The sequence below is a fragment of the Paenibacillus praedii genome (assembly GCF_049725345.1).
Classification (GTDB): domain Bacteria; phylum Bacillota; class Bacilli; order Paenibacillales; family Paenibacillaceae; genus Pristimantibacillus.
Window position 1 is genome coordinate 117,583 of the sequence record NZ_JBMWAM010000012.1, and the last position, 15,291, is coordinate 132,873.

Genomic DNA, 15,291 nt, shown 5'->3' on the forward strand with positions numbered 1-15,291 from the left:
ATTGATTCTCTAGAATTCCTCTATAGGTTGACCAATTGACTAAGAGGAATGAAGCCCATGTTGAATAATAAGGAATACCAATTCGAGCCGGTCCCCAAAAACTCTCTGGTCGTCGAACTGACGAAGAGATTGCTGGATTATATCTTCTCCGGGAGCATTCATCCCGGCGATAAGCTGCCGACGGAGCGCAAGCTTCAGGAAGCGATGCAGGTAGGCCGCTCGGCCATCCGTGAAGCGCTTAAAGCGTTGACGGTGCTTGGCATCGTCGAAGTGAGACAGGGTGACGGCACCTATCTGAAGAAGCTGGATTCGGCTCTTCTCACCCAATCGATCGAATGGGGACTGCTGCTTGGCGAGAAGCACATGATGGATATTATTGAAGCAAGGAAGGAAATCGAGATTTCAATCGTCAAATATGCGGCCGAGCGCAGAACGCCGGAGGAAGTGCAGCAGCTTGGCGAGATTCTGGAGCGGCTGAAGCATTCCACGCTCGACAATTTTGTCGAGCACGATATCGCGTTTCATTTGAAGCTGGCGGAGATGGCCAAGAACACAGCGCTTAAAGGGGTATTGACCAGTCTGCAGTCGCTGCTTCGGACCTGGATCAAATGCGTGATCGATGCCGCCGGAGAAACGAGCTTCTCCTACGTCGATCATTACAACATTTATAAAGCGGTCTCTGAAGGGAATCCTCTTCAGGCGGTCAAAGCGATGGAAGCGCATATGGGCGATGCCACGAGCCGGTTAATTAACGAAATTCAGAAAGATGAGCAATTGGAGGCCGAGCCGCCCGTGTGAGAAAAGTATCATGAGGAGAAAAGCGGCTTCATGGCATCATTTTATTGGGCTCAGGCAGACCTATTACAGAATGTATATGCCAAAGAGCGAGGAGGCAACAAAGTGGACTACCGATATTATATGCCGACCCAAGTGGAATGCGGCGCCGGATTAACAAGCCGGACCGGCAAGTTCCTGTCTTCATACGGTATCCGCAAAGCGCTGATCGTGACGGATGCGGGCATTGTAAAAGCGAATATGCTGGGCGACATGCTGGCCTCCCTGCAGAACACGGACATTGAATATGCGATCTATGACAAAGTGGAGCCCAATCCGAGCGCTGAAAGCATCATGAGCGGACTGGATAGCCTGCGCGGACACGGCTGCGATTGTATAATTGCCTTTGGCGGCGGCAGCAGCATCGATACGGCGAAAGGTATCTCTGTCATGGCCGGCAACCCCGGGAACATTCTGGATTATGAAGGCGTCGGAAAAATCGCGAATCCCGGTGTTCCGCTGGTCGCTATTCCGACGACGGCCGGAACGGGAAGCGAAGTGACCGCGGCAACGATTGTAACGAATAAGCAGACGTCGTTCAAAGCGGCTGTTATCAGTCCTTATCTGTTCCCCAGGCTTGCGATACTCGATCCGCTGCTGACGTTGAAGCTGCCGCAATCCATTACTGCCGCCACTGGAATGGATGCGCTTACACATGCAATTGAATCGTATACGTCCAAGGCGGCCAGCCCAGTCAGCCAGGCATTTGCACTGGCGGCGATCCGGATGATCGCCGCTAACATCGACAAGGCCTACTATGCCGGAACCGATGTGTGCAGCCGGGAACAGATGCTCGTGGCCTCGATGATGGCCGGAGCCGCTTTTGCCCAGTCGCGGCTGGGCAATGTGCACGCGATCTCGCACACGATGGGCGGCATCTTCAATATCGCGCATGGCATTGCCAACGCTGCGCTGCTGCCGTATGTCATGCGCTTCAATCTCCCTGCATGTGTGCAGGCAATGGCCGATATTGCCGAAGCGCTCGGCTGCCATACCGCAGGGGTCTCCCGGCAGCGGGCGGCGGAAATGGCGGTAGAGGCCGTTGTAGACCTGAATCGGCGTCTCCGCATTCCGGCGAACATTCGGGATCTGGGCGTGGATATACAGGCGCTCGACAAGATGGTCGAGGATTCGATGCGAAGCGGCAATGTCCTGATCAATCCGCGCCTCACGACGCCGGAGGACATCCGCGCCATTATCCGCAGCGCTTACGATGGCGTCTGATTCCATAATTACTTCGGCGAGAGGTGAAACGGGTATGACTGCTTACAAAACGATATGGTTAAATACAACTGACAATGTGGCGACTGCGCTGGAGGAGCTGGCTTCCGGCGCTACGGTGACCGTTCAGGCGGACGGCACGCAGGAGCAGGTGCTGCTCGTTCAGCAGATCGAATTCGGGCACAAATTCGCGGTCCGCTCCATTTTGCAAGGAGAAGATATTTGTAAATACGGCCAGGTCATCGGAGCGGCGGTATGCGATATTCGTGCCGGGGAGCATGTGCATGTTCATAATCTGGAAGGCAAACGTGGAAGAGGTGACCGCAATGACAACGAGTGACCGCAAAATAATGGCTTACCGGCGGCCCGATGGCAGTGTCGGGATTCGCAACCATGTGCTGATTCTACCGACGATTACTTGTGCGACGCAGGCCGCCAAGCAGGCGGCAGATCTGGTTCAGGGCGCCGTATCGTTCATTCATCAGCACGGCTGCGCACAGGTGGGTGTGGATTACGATCAGACGTTCCGCACCTACTACGGGATGGGCGCGAATCCGAATGTGTACGGCGTTGTCGTCATGGGACTCGGATGCGAGACTCATCAGGCGCGAAGCGTCTACTCGGAATTAAAGAAGACGGGCAAGCCTGTCGAGCTTGTCTCCATACAGGACGAGGGCGGCACGCTCAGCGCGATCGCGCAGGCGGCCCGCCTGGCCGCGCGCATGGTGCAGGAGGCGTCCGCGGAGATGAGAGTGGAATGCTCATTATCCGATCTGATCGTGGGCACCGAATGTGGCGGCTCGGACGCTTGCTCCGGGCTGTCGGCCAATCCGGCTGTCGGCCGGTTCAGCGATATGCTAGTCGCTGAAGGGGGAACCGCCATACTGGCCGAAACGACCGAGCTGATCGGCGCCGAGCATCTGCTGGCCGAGCGGGCGGTGAACGAGCATGTGCGCAAGCGCGTGTATGAGGTGATCGGGGCGATGGAGAAGCGCGCCTTCGGAATGGGGATCGATATCCGCACCGGGAATCCGAGCCCCGGCAATATTAAGGGCGGTCTGAGCTCGCTGGAGGAGAAATCGCTCGGCGCGTCTGCAAAGTCCGGTTCGAGCGCGCTGCAGGAGCTGATCGATTATGCGCAAGCGCCTTCCCGCAAAGGGCTGGTCTGGATGGATACGCCAGGCCAGGATATCGAGCAGATGACGGGCATGGTCGCCGGCGGCTCGCAGCTCGTCCTGTTCACGACGGGCCGCGGGACGCCGACCGGCTCCCCGATCGCGCCGGTGATCAAGATCGCGACGAATACCGGGATCTATGAACGGATGTCGGATAATATCGATTTTAACGCCGGAACGATCATTGAAGGCACAGAAACGCTGGCGTCTGTATCGGAAAGGCTGATGGATGAGGTTGTCCGGGTGTGCAACGGCAAGATGACAAAGTCGGAAATTATGAAACAGCATGATTTCGGCATCTGGCGGATCGGTCCGACATTTTGATTTTTCAAGAAACGGGAGGCGATTTTCATGAATTCGAAAGTCATCCTGCTGCTTGGCGCATACGACATGAAAGGTGAAGAATACGATTATGTTGCCGCTTGTATCGAAGGAAGGGGCCACCGCACGCTGAAGATGGATTTCAGCGTCATCGGAAGCCCGAAATCGGGGGCGGTCGATATCGGCGCGGAGCGGGTCGCCGAAGCTGCCGGTTCCTCGCTGACCGCTCTGAGGGAAGCGGGCGACAGGGGGAAGGCAATGTCCGCGATGAGTGAAGGGGCTGCCCGTCTGGTACGGCTGCTCTACGATGAAGGGAAATTCGACGGCATTTTTGGCATGGGCGGCACAGGCGGCAGCTCAGTCATCAGTGCGGCGATGCGCAGCCTGCCACTGGGGGTGCCCAAGGTGCTTGTTTCTACCGCGGCCAGCGGCGATACCCGCATGATGCTCGATACCCGGGATATTACGCTTATTCCTTCCGTTGTCGATGTGGCGGGCGTGAACCGGATCAGCCGGGTTATCTACCGGGAAGCGGTCGGAGCGATATGCGGCATGGTGGAGATGGAAACAGAGGAGACGGCGGGCACCCGCCCGGTTGTTGCGGTGACGATGTTCGGCAATACGACAGAGTGCGTGGACAGATGTCGCAATATTCTGGAAAATTCGGGTTATGAGGTGCTTGTGTTTCACTGCACAGGCACCGGCGGCCGGACGATGGAGCAGCTGGTGGAGGATGGACTGATCTCGGCCGTGCTCGATATTACAACGACGGAATGGGCGGATGAGCTGTGCGGCGGCGTATTTGCGGCGGGACCGGACCGGTTGGAGGCGGCAGGGAAAGCCGGTATACCGCATCTGATCGTGCCCGGCTGCGTCGATATGGTTAACTTCGGTCCGCGGGCTACCGTACCGGATACCTTCGCAGACCGGAAGCTTTACATCTGGAACCCCGGCGTCACGCTTATGCGGACGACACCGGAAGAGAATGAGCGGATGGGCCGGATCTTCGCGGAGAAAGCCAACCGCGCCGGCGGTCCGACCGCTTTCTTGCTGCCGCTGCGTGGCGTGTCGATCCTCGGCACCGAAAATAACGAATTCTGGTGGCCGGAAGCGGATCAGGCGATGTTCAGCGCGATCAAGACTTATGTGAAGGACGGAATCCCGGTTGAAGAAGTGGACGCTGCCATTAACGATCCCGAATTTGCCGACCGGGCCGTCGGGAAGTTAATGGAGCTGATGAAGGGAGGGGGAGCCGCGTGAGTACGATAAGAGCGGATATTCTGGACAGGCTGAGAACAAAAATTCAGGAAGGCCGTCCGATAATCGGCGGCGGCGCAGGGACCGGCATTTCCGCCAAATGCGAGGAAGCCGGCGGTATCGATCTGATCGTCATCTACAATTCGGGAAGATTCCGGATGGCCGGCAGAGGGTCGCTCGCTGGTCTGATGCCTTACGGGGACGCCAATGCGATTGTTATGGAGATGGCCGCGGAGGTACTGACGATCGTGGAGCATACGCCTGTTCTTGCAGGCGTATGCGGCACCGATCCTTTCCGGAACATGGACCGGTTCCTGAAGCAGATCAAGGAGATCGGTTTTGCCGGTGTGCAGAATTTCCCGACGGTCGGCTTATACGACGGGCTGTTCCGGCAAAATCTGGAGGAGACCGGCATGAGCTACGAGCTGGAGGTGAAGATGATCGCCCAAGCGAGCAAGCTGGAGCTGCTGACGACACCGTATGTGTTCAACGTGGAGGAGGCCAGGCGGATGGCCGCGGCGGGCGCAGATATCGTCGTCGCTCATATGGGACTTACCTCCAAAGGATCGATCGGCGCCCGGACGACGATGAGCCTGGACGAGGCGGCGGAGCAGGTGGGGGCGATTATCGCAGCGGCATCGCAGGAGAATCCGGATGTGATCACGCTGTGCCATGGAGGACCCATATCCGAGCCTGAGGATGCTGAATATGTCCTGTCGAAGGCGGAGGGACTGCATGGCTTCTATGGCGCTTCCAGTATGGAGCGGCTGCCGACGGAGACCGGAATTACCGCTCAGATCCGCAAGTTCTCCGCCATCGGCATGCATCCCGGGACGCGATAACAGCGTCTCCCAAAGCAGGTACAATTCAGTATGGAAAGGGGGATGCGTATGATCGGACTGGCATGCGCCAGCCTGTCCTGCGACGGCTTCGGCGATCATCATTTCGTAAGCAGCATGAGGCTGATGCCGCAGATCGGCTACAGGCACATCGAATTGAACTGCTGGCATCCTTCCGATCTGACGCCGCTGAATATCCGCCGTCTGCAGCTCAGATGCGCAGAAGCGGGATTGAAGCCGATTGCGGTATACGGCTCCTCATTCGGCGGCTCGAATCATCATGAGATCAGCAAGGATGTGTGCCATAAGCTGCGTATGATCGACGCGGCCAGGGAGCTTGGCTGCCACCGCATTGTGGCGACAGGGGGAGCAAGAGGACAACAGGGCGGGAAGGAAGCTGTTCTGACAGCGCTCAGGCAGGTTGTTCCGTATGCGGAGGAACGGGGCGTTCTGATCTGCCTGGAAAATCATGCAAGCAATAACCTGGAATTTATCGAGGATTATGAGCTCATCTTCTCCGAACTGGATTCGCCCAATCTGGGCGTTTGCGCGGACACCGGTCATTTTGAAGCGTCCGGGTTGGAGCTGGATGAGGTTGCCGCCAGACTCCATAATCGGATCCATCATATTCATGTGAAGGAAACGGCCCGCAAAGGGGAGGAAGTGTTTGTCAAGTTCGGCCAGGGCGTGACGGATAACCGCCGGTTCATCGACATGCTGCTGGGGCATGGTTATCAGGGCTATATTACCGTAGAGCTTGCGATCGAAGACAAATCGAACCTGCTGCAGGACCTGTCCGTGCCTTATCGTATGTTCAGCACTTATGAACAACAGGGACGGGAGACGGTCAATGAATTGACGGAATAAGATGGCGTTCGGATCGGGGGCAAACATCCGGTTCCGGAGTGCCGTCCTTGCCGCCTGGACGGGGGATGGGAGGGCTTGCGATACCGATCATAATCAATCAGGTGCTGCCCATCGCTGTTCTGGTCATCGCAGGAATGCTGCTGAACAAGCTGTTTCCGCTGGATATCAGAACAATGACGAAGCTGCTATTTTATATCTTTTTTCCTGCGATCTGTTTCATTCTGGCCTATGAATCCAACGTAACAGCCGCCACCGTCCTGGATGTGCTGCTGTTTCTTGTTATTTTCTATGCCGCGCTGCTGCTGATCGTGGAGCTGTACGTGCGGGTCAGACGGCTGCGGTTCACTGTGGCAGGGGCTGTGCGCAATAGCGTTATGCTGGATAATAACGGGAACTACGGTATTCCTCTGAACCAGCTCGTATTCATGCAGGATGCCTTCGCGCTTTCCGTACAAATGATCGTGATGATGACCCAGACGTTCCTCCTGAATACATTCGGCTTATACAATGTATCGGGGCGGATGAAGTGGAGCCGTCTCGTGAAGACGATGGCTGCTTATCCTTCCCTGTACTGCATGGCAGCCGGATTCGTCCTGAATGCCTCGAATACGGCGATTCCCGGGGCGCTGCTGACTCCGATACAGTATATGGCGCAGGGGTTCCTTGCGTTTGCTCTGCTGACACTGGGAGTGCAGCTGGGACAGATCAAGTGGAGCTTGGGCAACCGCGATATAGCGGTATCCATCATACTGAAGCTGTGCGCCGCTCCGCTGCTAGGCCTCATCATTCTGCTTCTTCTCGGGATGGAAGGCATTCTGGCGCAGGCGCTGCTTTTGACTTGTACGGTTCCGGCTTCATTGGCGGGCGTGCTGCTGGCAATGGAATTCGGGAGCGAGCCGGACTTTACGGCACAGACCGCTTTTTTATCCACTTTATTCAGCGTGGTGTCTGTCAGCTTCTGGATTTATGTGATTCAGCACATCTGGTAGGACATCAGGAGGCCAAATGACGAAACGGAAATGGCGATAACGGCGATAATACGGTGGCGATATGACGGTAATTATGAAGTTAAATATCTAACGGATGGAGGGAACAGCTCTATGGAGGAGACTGGAACGAAGAGGTTGGAAGGCAAGAGCGTCATCCTCCGCCTGGAATTCAACAGCAACGAGGTGAAATTCGGAGCAGTGGCTGCGATCATCTTGGAGATGGGCGGCGATATTATCGCGATCGATACGATTCACATGAGCCATGAAATCAGCATACGCGACGTGACAGTGAATGTGATCGATGCAAGCGATATCGGCAGAATGACCGACGCGATCAGGCAGATTCCCGGGATGACTCTCGTGAATATATCGGACCGGACCTTCCTGCTGCATCTGGGCGGCAAGATCGAGATCGTGCCCAAAGTGACGATCCAGAACAGGGATGATCTCTCCCGTGTATATACGCCCGATGTAGCCAGAGTGTGCATCGCTATACATGAGGACGAGGACAAAGCGTTTTCGCTGACGATCAAACGCAACACGGTGGCGGTCATTTCGGATGGCTCGGCGGTACTGGGCCTGGGCAACATCGGCTCCCGTGCCGCTATGCCGGTCATGGAAGGCAAGGCGATGCTATTCAAGCAATTTGCGGGGGTCGACGCCTTCCCGGTCTGCCTGGACTCCCAGGATACGGAGGAGATCATCAAGACTGTGAAGCTGATTTCGCCGGCCTTCGGGGGCATTAATCTGGAGGATATCGCTTCGCCCCGCTGCTTCGAGATTGAACGACGCCTGAAAGAAGAGCTGGATATTCCGGTATTTCATGATGATCAGCATGGGACGGCCGTCGTCGCACTGGCGGCATTGACCAATGCGCTTAAGGTGGCGGGCAAACCGATCGGCGAGGTGAAGGTTGTCGTCTGCGGAATCGGAGCTGCCGGCATGGCGATCAGCAATATATTGCTTGCCGCGGGTGTGAAGGAACTGATCGGCGTCGACCGGGACGGGATCATTGCAGATGGCGAGGCGTATGACAGCTCGATGATGCGCAGCTTCGCGGCGCGCACGAATCCGCGCAGAGTCAGAGGCGCTTTGCACGACGCGCTGACGGGCGCAGATGTGTTCATCGGCGTCTCTCGGGGCGGATTGCTCAGGCGCAGCGATGTGCTAGCGATGGCGCCGAATCCGATCGTATTCGCGCTGGCCAACCCGACGCCGGAGATTCATCCGGAGGACATCGAGGACATCGTCGCTGTCGTGGCGACCGGCCGTTCCGATTATCCGAACCAGATTAATAATGTGCTTTGTTTTCCAGGTATTTTCAGAGGCGCGCTGGATTGCAGGGCAAGGGAAATCAATGAGGACATGAAGCTTGCGGCCGCCGAGGCGATAGCTTCCGTCATTACGGATGAGAAGCGGAACAAATACTATATTATTCCCAGTGTATTCGATAAGAATGTGGTCGAATTGACCCGGGAGCGGGTAATCCAGGCGGCTATCCGCACCGGTGTTGCCCGCCGCACGCCAAAAGAATACCGATAAGGAGGCTGCATGATAATGGGAGCGATGACTCAAACGAATGTACCAACCTATTTCAACTTTATTAACGGAGAATGGACGCCCGCCCGATCGGGGGAAACGGTGAAAAGCATTAATCCGGCGAACAGGAACGAGATCGTCGGCTATGTGCCGTCATCCGGCCCGGAGGATCTGAATCTTGCGGTAGCCTCCGCCAAGAGCGCGCAGCCCGGCTGGAGATCGTTGACCGGAGCGGCCAGAGGGGATCTGCTGTTCAAAGCCGCTGATGCGCTGGAGCGGCGGCTGGATGAAGTCGCGGAGACAATGACGCGCGAAATGGGCAAGACACTGGGCGAGGCCAAGGGGGAGACGGCTCGCGGTATCGCGATTCTCCGGTATTACGCCGGCGAGGGGATGCGCAAGATCGGGGATGTTATTCCGTCTACAGATAGCGAAGCGCTGATGTACTCCACCCGTGTGCCGCTCGGCGTCGTTGGTGTTATCGCCCCATGGAACTTTCCTGTCGCCATTCCGGTTTGGAAGATGGCTCCAGCGCTCATATACGGCAATACCGTCGTGCTCAAACCGGCGAACGAGACGACGGTTACAGCGGTGAAGGTCATGCAATGTCTGGCGGAAGCCGGCTTCCCGGCGGGCGTGGTGAATCTATTATCCGGGAAAGGCTCTGTCATCGGACAGGGATTGGCCGAGCATCCGGACGTGAATGGTATCACCTTCACCGGCTCCAATAGCATCGGCAAACGCGTCGGCCACGCGGCGCTTGAGCGGGGCGCGAAATACCAATTGGAGATGGGCGGGAAAAATCCGATCATTATCGCGAATGACGCTGACCTGAATTTGGCTGTTGAAGCGACGATCAGCGGCGGCATTCGTTCTACAGGGCAGAAATGCACTGCGACCAGCCGTGTGATTATTATGCGGGAAGTGTACGATGCGTTCAAGGAGAAGCTGCTGGACAGTATCGGCCAGTTAAAGGTCGGCAACGGATTGGATGCGCAGACGTGGCTTGGCCCTTGCGCCAATGAGAACCAAATGAGAACTGTGCTTGATTACATCAGAATCGGCAAGGAGGAAGGGGCCGCGCTGCTCATCGGCGGTGAGCAGCCGGAGGAGGCGGAACTGGCGGACGGATTCTTCGTGAAGCCGACTGTGTTCGATCAAGTGACGCCCGATATGGCGATCGCGCGGGAGGAGATTTTCGGTCCGGTGCTTGCCCTGATCGTAGTGGATTCGATCGAGGAAGCGATCCGTATCGCGAACGATTCGGACTTTGGCCTGAGCGCCTCGATTTTCTCGCAAAATATCGGGAATATTTTCTCATTTGTGCGGGATATGGAAGCGGGTCTTGTACGGGTCAATTCCGAGACGGCCGGCGTGGAGCTCCAGGCTCCGTTTGGCGGGATGAAGCAGTCGAGCTCCCATTCCCGCGAGCAAGGACAGGCGGCGATTGAATTTTTCACTTCGATTAAGACGGTGTTTATTAAGCCTTAATCGGACCTGAGGTTTGGCTTTAATCGAGACTAAGAACCGTGACCATTTGGTCGGGCCGGAAATTGGGAAATGACGAGGGGCAGCAATCGGCGGGGAATCGGGCCGATATGCGGCCCTTTGCGCGTGAGAGAGAAGCGCGCTCCATGGGATGGAAAACATCGCATAGAGCGCATAAAATCGCCGAAAAAGCTTCTATGGGATGAAAAACACCGCATAGACAAATGGAGCGGCCGAATGGAAAGCGGGGAGGTGCGTTATCGCTGTGGCGGCGAGCGAATTCGGCCCGATCGGCGTATGGATTGAGGCGGGACTAGCAGCCGGGTCGGCTAGTTTGACAGTATGGATATAAATTATGGATGCTTCTTTAAACCGCACAGACTTCTATATTCGGAAGGATTCATGCCGGTAACATTTTTGAACAGTCTGATGAAGTAATGCTGGTCCTGGTACCCGACAATTTCAGAGATGAATTTCAAATTCATCTTTGTTTCGTTTTCTATCAATCTTTTCTCTTCGTTAATCTGCAGCAGGATCAAATACTTCATCGGCGGATCTCCATTGTATTTCTTGAATATTTTGTTGATATGCGAAGCGCTGAAGCTGAAGTGCTGCACAAGCGTATCGATCGTGATCGGCTTTGAAAAATTGGTTTTTATGTAGGCTTCAATTTTCGAATAAAGGTCGTCCGTGGAGTCTACGCGCTATTTGTAGAGTCCTTGTGACCACGCAGTACTAATGAAATTGAAGAACATACACACACTCGAGCTGACCATACAATCTTCATCAACCAACTTGAGGGGCTATTGATCAGGTTGATGTAAAATTGATGTAAAACATCATCAGAAACTAACCAAAAGCAACCTATGAGAACGGAGATCCATTACGAAAAGCTTGTCACACCAAGGATTCAGCGGATTGAAACAGATTGCATCCGACATTAGAATGTTCCCGCATACGAACCATATGCCCCATCTGGGTCGATTAATTGATTGACCACCATGTGACCACTCTTTGACCACGGACTCATTGCACACATCAGATGCGAGTGGATACAATGGTCGGTTCTTTAAGGTCTTATGGACATAAAACATAAAGAATCACCCGAAAACATCTAAAACCGACCTAATATGACATAATCACATTCTAGGCCGCTCTCCTTGGGGGTTTTTAGAAAACATGCTAGTTCTTCTTTTTCTAGATACTTGACGAATTGTTTGGATTGGCTACACTATGTTAGACTGAAAAAATAAGGGTAGGGAGGAACTAACATGACAAAAAGTAGCGAAATCAGCAATAAAAAGGAGTTGTCACCAGAACAACGAGAAGGATTGCTCAATACATTGAAAGCCCGTTTCGAGAAAAACATGAACCGCCATAAAGATCTTGAATGGGCTGATGTACAAGCAAAGCTCGAAGTTAATCCTGAAAAACTGTGGTCGCTGGGTGAAATGGAAATGACCGGCGGCGAACCGGATGTTGTTAGTCATGATTATAAGACGAGCGAGTACATTTTCTATGATTGTTCAGCGGAAAGTCCTAAAGGTCGCAGAAGTGTTTGTTACGACCGTGAAGCGCTGGAGTCAAGGAAAGAACATAAACCGAAAAATAATGCTATTGATATGGCAGCTGATATGGGCATTGAGCTTTTAACCGAAGAAGAATACCGAGAGCTGCAGAAGCTTGGAAACTTTGATATGAAAACATCAAGTTGGGTTCAAACACCTACCAGTATTAGAAAACTCGGCGGGGCCATCTTTTGTGATCGACGCTACGGCACTGTCTTTATGTACCATAACGGAGCAGAATCCTACTATGCTGCAAGGGGGTTCCGCGGCTCGCTAAAGGTCTAAAAGGAACGAGAAACTTGACCATGATTTGACCACGAACTCATAGGAAGGTAAGCGTCAAACCCTGCCTACCTTCAACACGATTCATGTCCGTGAGAAAATCAAGGCAGCTTAGTTAAGGAGGTTGCCTAATAATGAATGCAAAGGAACAACGCCGTCAGGAATGGGCCTCACGGATCGTAAACTACAGAGCCAGCGGTCTAACAATTGCCGCATGGTGCGAGGCTAACCATTGCACCGTAGAACAGATGAAATACTGACTTTACAAACAGCCGAACGTTCCGAAGATTGAATTTCTACAGGAAAAGCGTCTTCCTGCGCGCCGGGTGGATTGATGTATACCCGATCGCCTTGAATGCTAATAAACTGGCTAGCCAATAAGTATATCCCTGTAATAATACCGACGAAACCGATTAATCGGTATTTCACGAAGATTCCTCCTTCCGTGATTCCAGTTTACATATAATTGATGAAATTCATAACCGGAGGTTGCTGACAATTCGTCAAAACAGAAAAAAATGAATCCTTAGTCCAGGAGTGAATACCCAATAGACCAAGAATTCATCTGATAACCCGGAACCGTATTACATCGTTTTCGCTTCAAAATAAACAGACTCAAGCCTAGATGCTTTATAATTACCAATATAGTCATTATAAAGTGGATCATCTTCCCATAGGTCGCCAGTCTTATCTTCGTATTTTGGATATCCCTTCAGAGATTGGCAACCTGTTACGGCCTTGGTGCCTGTAGCTGTTACCGTCTTCGTTGTTCCGATCTGAAAGTTAGCACCGATTTGTACGGTAATGATACTCAACAAGCTGGCGGAGAGGTTTACACTTCCCGTAAGTGTCGTAGTTTTGACCACACGATTTAGAATGAAGACATCTTAGAGAATGTAGGATTGAATCCTAAAATCCCCTTTAAGGTGTTTTTATTTATATAAGTATGGATAGATTGCCTCGTACTACCCATTCCGTAACCATTACAATCCATACCCCCATAACACCAAGCTGAAGCGAAATTCCCAATATGTAGCCTAGAATGACTCGGAATAGCCACATGGTGAGCAGCAAAGTAATCGAAGTGAATTTCAAATCGCCAGCCGCACGTTGACAAAATAAAGCCAAAGATAGAACTTTAGTTCTATCTTTGACTCTATATTGAACAGAATTAATTTTGAATGGCTCCACGTTTCTGGAGAAATGGGCTAACTATATTGGAAATTATTATCTTAATAAAAATATTGATATTGATAAAAAATTTCGTCAATAAAGGAGCGTGAACATCATTTGACATCAATTGCACATAGTCCAAAAATGAGAGACCTTACAAGAGTTCATTGAACTTTTGGAAGGTCTCTCATTATTTTCGATAATCAAGTTATAGGAGCGGGTGTTCTATTTAGAATAAAACTATTCTTTTTAATCATGCACAGGTGGCTATGCTTCAATTTAATATTTGATCTAAAACAGGTTTTACTAAACGACGTACTTCATCTGTTGACGTGGTATCCATTAATTGGTTTCTTAGTTCGCCTGCGCCTCTAAACCCACGAACATAGATTTTGAAAAAGCGAAGAAGTGGTTTAAATGGACGAGATTCGTTTTCTTTTGAATATTTATCGTGAAGATCCAACTGTAAAAGTAGTAAATTGAGAAAATCCTTCGCGCTATGTTCTTTAGGTTCTTTTTCAAAAGCAAATGGATTGGTGAAAATGCCGCGGCCAATCATAACACCATCAACGCCGTATTGTTCTACTAATTTTAAACCTGTTGCGCGGTCAGGAATATCTCCATTAATAGTTAACAACGTATTTGGAGCAATTTCATCGCGTAATTTTTTTATTTCAGGGATTAGTTCCCAGTGTGCATCTACTTTACTCATCTCTTTTTTTGTACGAAGGTGAATGGAAAGATTCGCAATATCTTGTTTCAATATATGTCCTAACCAATCGCGCCACTCGTCAATATCAAAGTAACCCAATCTTGTTTTAACACTAACCGGCAATCCACCTGCTTTTGCTGCTTGAATAATTTCTGCTGCAATTTCAGGATGTTGTATTAATCCAGCACCTTTTCCATTGGATGCGACGTTTTGTACTGGGCATCCCATGTTTAAATCGATACCACGAAAACCAAGTTTTTTCATATCAATACTCATCTGTTCAAAAAATGCAGGTTTATTGCCCCAAATATGAGCGACAATCGGTTGCTCATCTTCTGTGAACGTTAATCGACCACGTATACTGTCTTTTCCTACAGGGTGACAATAACTTTCTGTATTTGTGAATTCCGTGAAAAACACGTCAGGTTTTGCAGCTTCACTAATGACGTGACGAAATACAACATCTGTGACATCTTCCATTGGTGCTAATATAAAAAACGGCTTTGGTAAATCAAGCCAAAAATTTTGTTCGTTACTGATATTATCTCCTCCTGTTGCAACATATAAAAACGATATAAACTATAGCAAAGTCCTTTACCCAACATACATAGTATCATTTTTTTTCGTTTGATGCACAGAATCAATTGTGTGAGCAACAGACACATATTTGGTGTCTGTCACCCATCACACATCAAATTTGATGTTGTTGAATTTGTATGAAGTGCATGTTCGTTCTGCCCCTGGAAATGTAGATCTACAATCTACTCTTTTGAATAACGTGATTTACTCAAACTCTAGGTTTATTAAAGAAAACACTTTGCTCCGTAATGTAATTTTTATCAAACGTAGTCAAGACATGGTCAAACAATTTTAATGTTAGCTAAAAATCCTTGTAAACACTGCTATTATAGTTGTTTTGAAGATTGTCCAAATGATTCAAGAAGAAGGTAAGACGGTGGCGCAGGTAGCCCGTGAACTGGGGATAAGTGACAACACCTTATACAGATGGATAGCTGAATATATGCA

General features: G+C 51.6%; 17 protein-coding genes and 1 pseudogene. 14 read left to right on the plus strand and 4 right to left on the minus strand.

All coding sequences use genetic code 11. The features are described 5' to 3' along the window. The first annotated feature begins 57 nt into the window (after positions 1–57). The 11 genes from ACO9K6_RS13220 (at position 58) to ACO9K6_RS13270 (ending at position 10,836) form a co-directional block, all read left to right on the plus strand. A complete protein-coding gene (locus tag ACO9K6_RS13220) occupies positions 58–798 on the plus strand; it encodes a FadR/GntR family transcriptional regulator (protein WP_424768025.1) in 741 nt (246 codons plus the stop codon). Between the two features lie 102 nt (positions 799–900). Continuing rightward, entirely contained in the window at positions 901–2,058 is a 1,158-nt protein-coding gene (locus ACO9K6_RS13225; protein ID WP_424768026.1) for an iron-containing alcohol dehydrogenase, read from the plus strand. Positions 2,059–2,092: 34 nt separating this feature from the next. Further along, positions 2,093–2,395: a UxaA family hydrolase gene (locus ACO9K6_RS13230; RefSeq protein ID WP_424768027.1), complete on the plus strand. Its 303-nt coding sequence runs from the start codon at positions 2,093–2,095 to the stop codon at positions 2,393–2,395. Beyond that, positions 2,382–3,554 (plus strand): UxaA family hydrolase, encoded by a 1,173-nt coding sequence (locus ACO9K6_RS13235; RefSeq protein WP_424768028.1) that lies wholly within the window; start codon positions 2,382–2,384, stop codon positions 3,552–3,554. Before ACO9K6_RS13230 ends, ACO9K6_RS13235 begins: the two co-directional genes overlap by 14 nt. Before the next feature lie 27 nt (positions 3,555–3,581). Beyond that, on the plus strand, positions 3,582–4,811 hold the full coding sequence (locus ACO9K6_RS13240; protein ID WP_424768029.1) for a Tm-1-like ATP-binding domain-containing protein: 1,230 nt from the start codon (positions 3,582–3,584) through the stop codon (positions 4,809–4,811). Then, the gene (locus ACO9K6_RS13245; RefSeq protein ID WP_424768030.1) at positions 4,808–5,650 is read left to right on the plus strand and encodes a phosphoenolpyruvate hydrolase family protein; all 843 of its coding nucleotides are present in this window, start codon (positions 4,808–4,810) and stop codon (positions 5,648–5,650) included. Before ACO9K6_RS13240 ends, ACO9K6_RS13245 begins: the two co-directional genes overlap by 4 nt. 48 nt (positions 5,651–5,698) lie before the next feature. Further along, positions 5,699–6,514, plus strand: a complete 816-nt coding sequence (locus tag ACO9K6_RS13250; RefSeq protein WP_424768031.1) for a sugar phosphate isomerase/epimerase family protein — start codon at positions 5,699–5,701, stop codon at positions 6,512–6,514. A gap of 47 nt (positions 6,515–6,561) precedes the next feature. Continuing rightward, positions 6,562–7,503, plus strand: coding sequence for an AEC family transporter (locus ACO9K6_RS13255; RefSeq protein WP_424768032.1), 942 nt, complete (start codon positions 6,562–6,564; stop codon positions 7,501–7,503). 111 nt (positions 7,504–7,614) lie between these two features. Next, entirely contained in the window at positions 7,615–9,045 is a 1,431-nt protein-coding gene (locus tag ACO9K6_RS13260) for an NAD-dependent malic enzyme (RefSeq protein ID WP_424768033.1), read from the plus strand. A 24-nt stretch (positions 9,046–9,069) separates the two neighbouring features. Further along, a complete protein-coding gene (gene gucD, locus ACO9K6_RS13265; RefSeq protein WP_424768048.1) occupies positions 9,070–10,533 on the plus strand; it encodes an alpha-ketoglutaric semialdehyde dehydrogenase GucD in 1,464 nt (487 codons plus the stop codon). 69 nt (positions 10,534–10,602) lie between these two features. Then, complete coding sequence (locus ACO9K6_RS13270) at positions 10,603–10,836, plus strand: hypothetical protein (RefSeq protein WP_424768034.1); 234 nt, start codon at positions 10,603–10,605, stop codon at positions 10,834–10,836. Between the two features lie 47 nt (positions 10,837–10,883). Here the strand turns inward: ACO9K6_RS13270 and ACO9K6_RS13275 are convergent, their stop codons facing one another. Beyond that, on the minus strand, positions 10,884–11,147 hold the full coding sequence (locus tag ACO9K6_RS13275) for a helix-turn-helix transcriptional regulator (RefSeq protein WP_424768035.1): 264 nt from the start codon (positions 11,145–11,147) through the stop codon (positions 10,884–10,886). A 654-nt stretch (positions 11,148–11,801) separates the two neighbouring features. On the opposite strand from ACO9K6_RS13275, the gene ACO9K6_RS13280 reads away from it, so the two are divergent. Both ACO9K6_RS13280 and tnpA read left to right on the plus strand, forming a co-directional pair. Next, positions 11,802–12,383, plus strand: a complete 582-nt coding sequence (locus ACO9K6_RS13280; RefSeq protein WP_424768036.1) for a DUF4256 domain-containing protein — start codon at positions 11,802–11,804, stop codon at positions 12,381–12,383. 131 nt (positions 12,384–12,514) lie between these two features. Continuing rightward, entirely contained in the window at positions 12,515–12,640 is a 126-nt protein-coding gene (tnpA, locus tag ACO9K6_RS13285) for an IS66 family insertion sequence element accessory protein TnpA (protein WP_424768037.1), read from the plus strand. Here tnpA and ACO9K6_RS13290 read toward each other — a convergent pair. From ACO9K6_RS13290 to ACO9K6_RS13300, 3 genes and pseudogenes are all read right to left on the minus strand, one after another. Then, positions 12,606–12,809 carry a hypothetical protein gene (locus ACO9K6_RS13290; protein ID WP_424768051.1) on the minus strand — a complete coding sequence of 68 codons (204 nt, stop codon included), beginning with the start codon at positions 12,807–12,809 and terminating at the stop codon, positions 12,606–12,608. The genes tnpA and ACO9K6_RS13290 overlap by 35 nt on opposite strands. A 507-nt stretch (positions 12,810–13,316) precedes the next feature. Further along, a pseudogene (locus tag ACO9K6_RS13295) lies at positions 13,317–13,490 on the minus strand (MATE family efflux transporter); the annotation flags it as partial. Positions 13,491–13,827: 337 nt separating this feature from the next. Further along, a complete protein-coding gene (locus ACO9K6_RS13300) occupies positions 13,828–14,745 on the minus strand; it encodes a tRNA dihydrouridine synthase (protein ID WP_424768038.1) in 918 nt (305 codons plus the stop codon). A 436-nt stretch (positions 14,746–15,181) separates the two neighbouring features. Here ACO9K6_RS13300 and ACO9K6_RS13305 point away from each other — a divergent pair. Continuing rightward, positions 15,182–15,291, plus strand: a 110-nt coding sequence (locus ACO9K6_RS13305) for a transposase (RefSeq protein WP_424768049.1), incomplete at its 3' end; no start/stop codon positions are given.

What these genes read in the sequence shown, in the direction of transcription:
- ACO9K6_RS13220 (WP_424768025.1), top strand. Translation starts at nt 58, where the DNA reads ATGTTGAATAATAAGGAATACCAATTCGAGCCGGTCCCCAAAAACTCT.
- ACO9K6_RS13230 (WP_424768027.1), top strand. Translation starts at nt 2,093, where the DNA reads ATGACTGCTTACAAAACGATATGGTTAAATACAACTGACAATGTGGCG.
- ACO9K6_RS13235 (WP_424768028.1), top strand. Translation starts at nt 2,382, where the DNA reads ATGACAACGAGTGACCGCAAAATAATGGCTTACCGGCGGCCCGATGGC.
- ACO9K6_RS13240 (WP_424768029.1), top strand. Translation starts at nt 3,582, where the DNA reads ATGAATTCGAAAGTCATCCTGCTGCTTGGCGCATACGACATGAAAGGT.
- ACO9K6_RS13250 (WP_424768031.1), top strand. Translation starts at nt 5,699, where the DNA reads ATGATCGGACTGGCATGCGCCAGCCTGTCCTGCGACGGCTTCGGCGAT.
- ACO9K6_RS13260 (WP_424768033.1), top strand. Translation starts at nt 7,615, where the DNA reads ATGGAGGAGACTGGAACGAAGAGGTTGGAAGGCAAGAGCGTCATCCTC.
- gucD (WP_424768048.1), top strand. Translation starts at nt 9,070, where the DNA reads ATGACTCAAACGAATGTACCAACCTATTTCAACTTTATTAACGGAGAA.
- ACO9K6_RS13270 (WP_424768034.1), top strand. Translation starts at nt 10,603, where the DNA reads ATGACGAGGGGCAGCAATCGGCGGGGAATCGGGCCGATATGCGGCCCT.
- ACO9K6_RS13280 (WP_424768036.1), top strand. Translation starts at nt 11,802, where the DNA reads ATGACAAAAAGTAGCGAAATCAGCAATAAAAAGGAGTTGTCACCAGAA.
- tnpA (WP_424768037.1), top strand. Translation starts at nt 12,515, where the DNA reads ATGAATGCAAAGGAACAACGCCGTCAGGAATGGGCCTCACGGATCGTA.
- ACO9K6_RS13300 (WP_424768038.1), bottom strand. Translation starts at nt 14,745, where the DNA reads ATGGAAGATGTCACAGATGTTGTATTTCGTCACGTCATTAGTGAAGCT.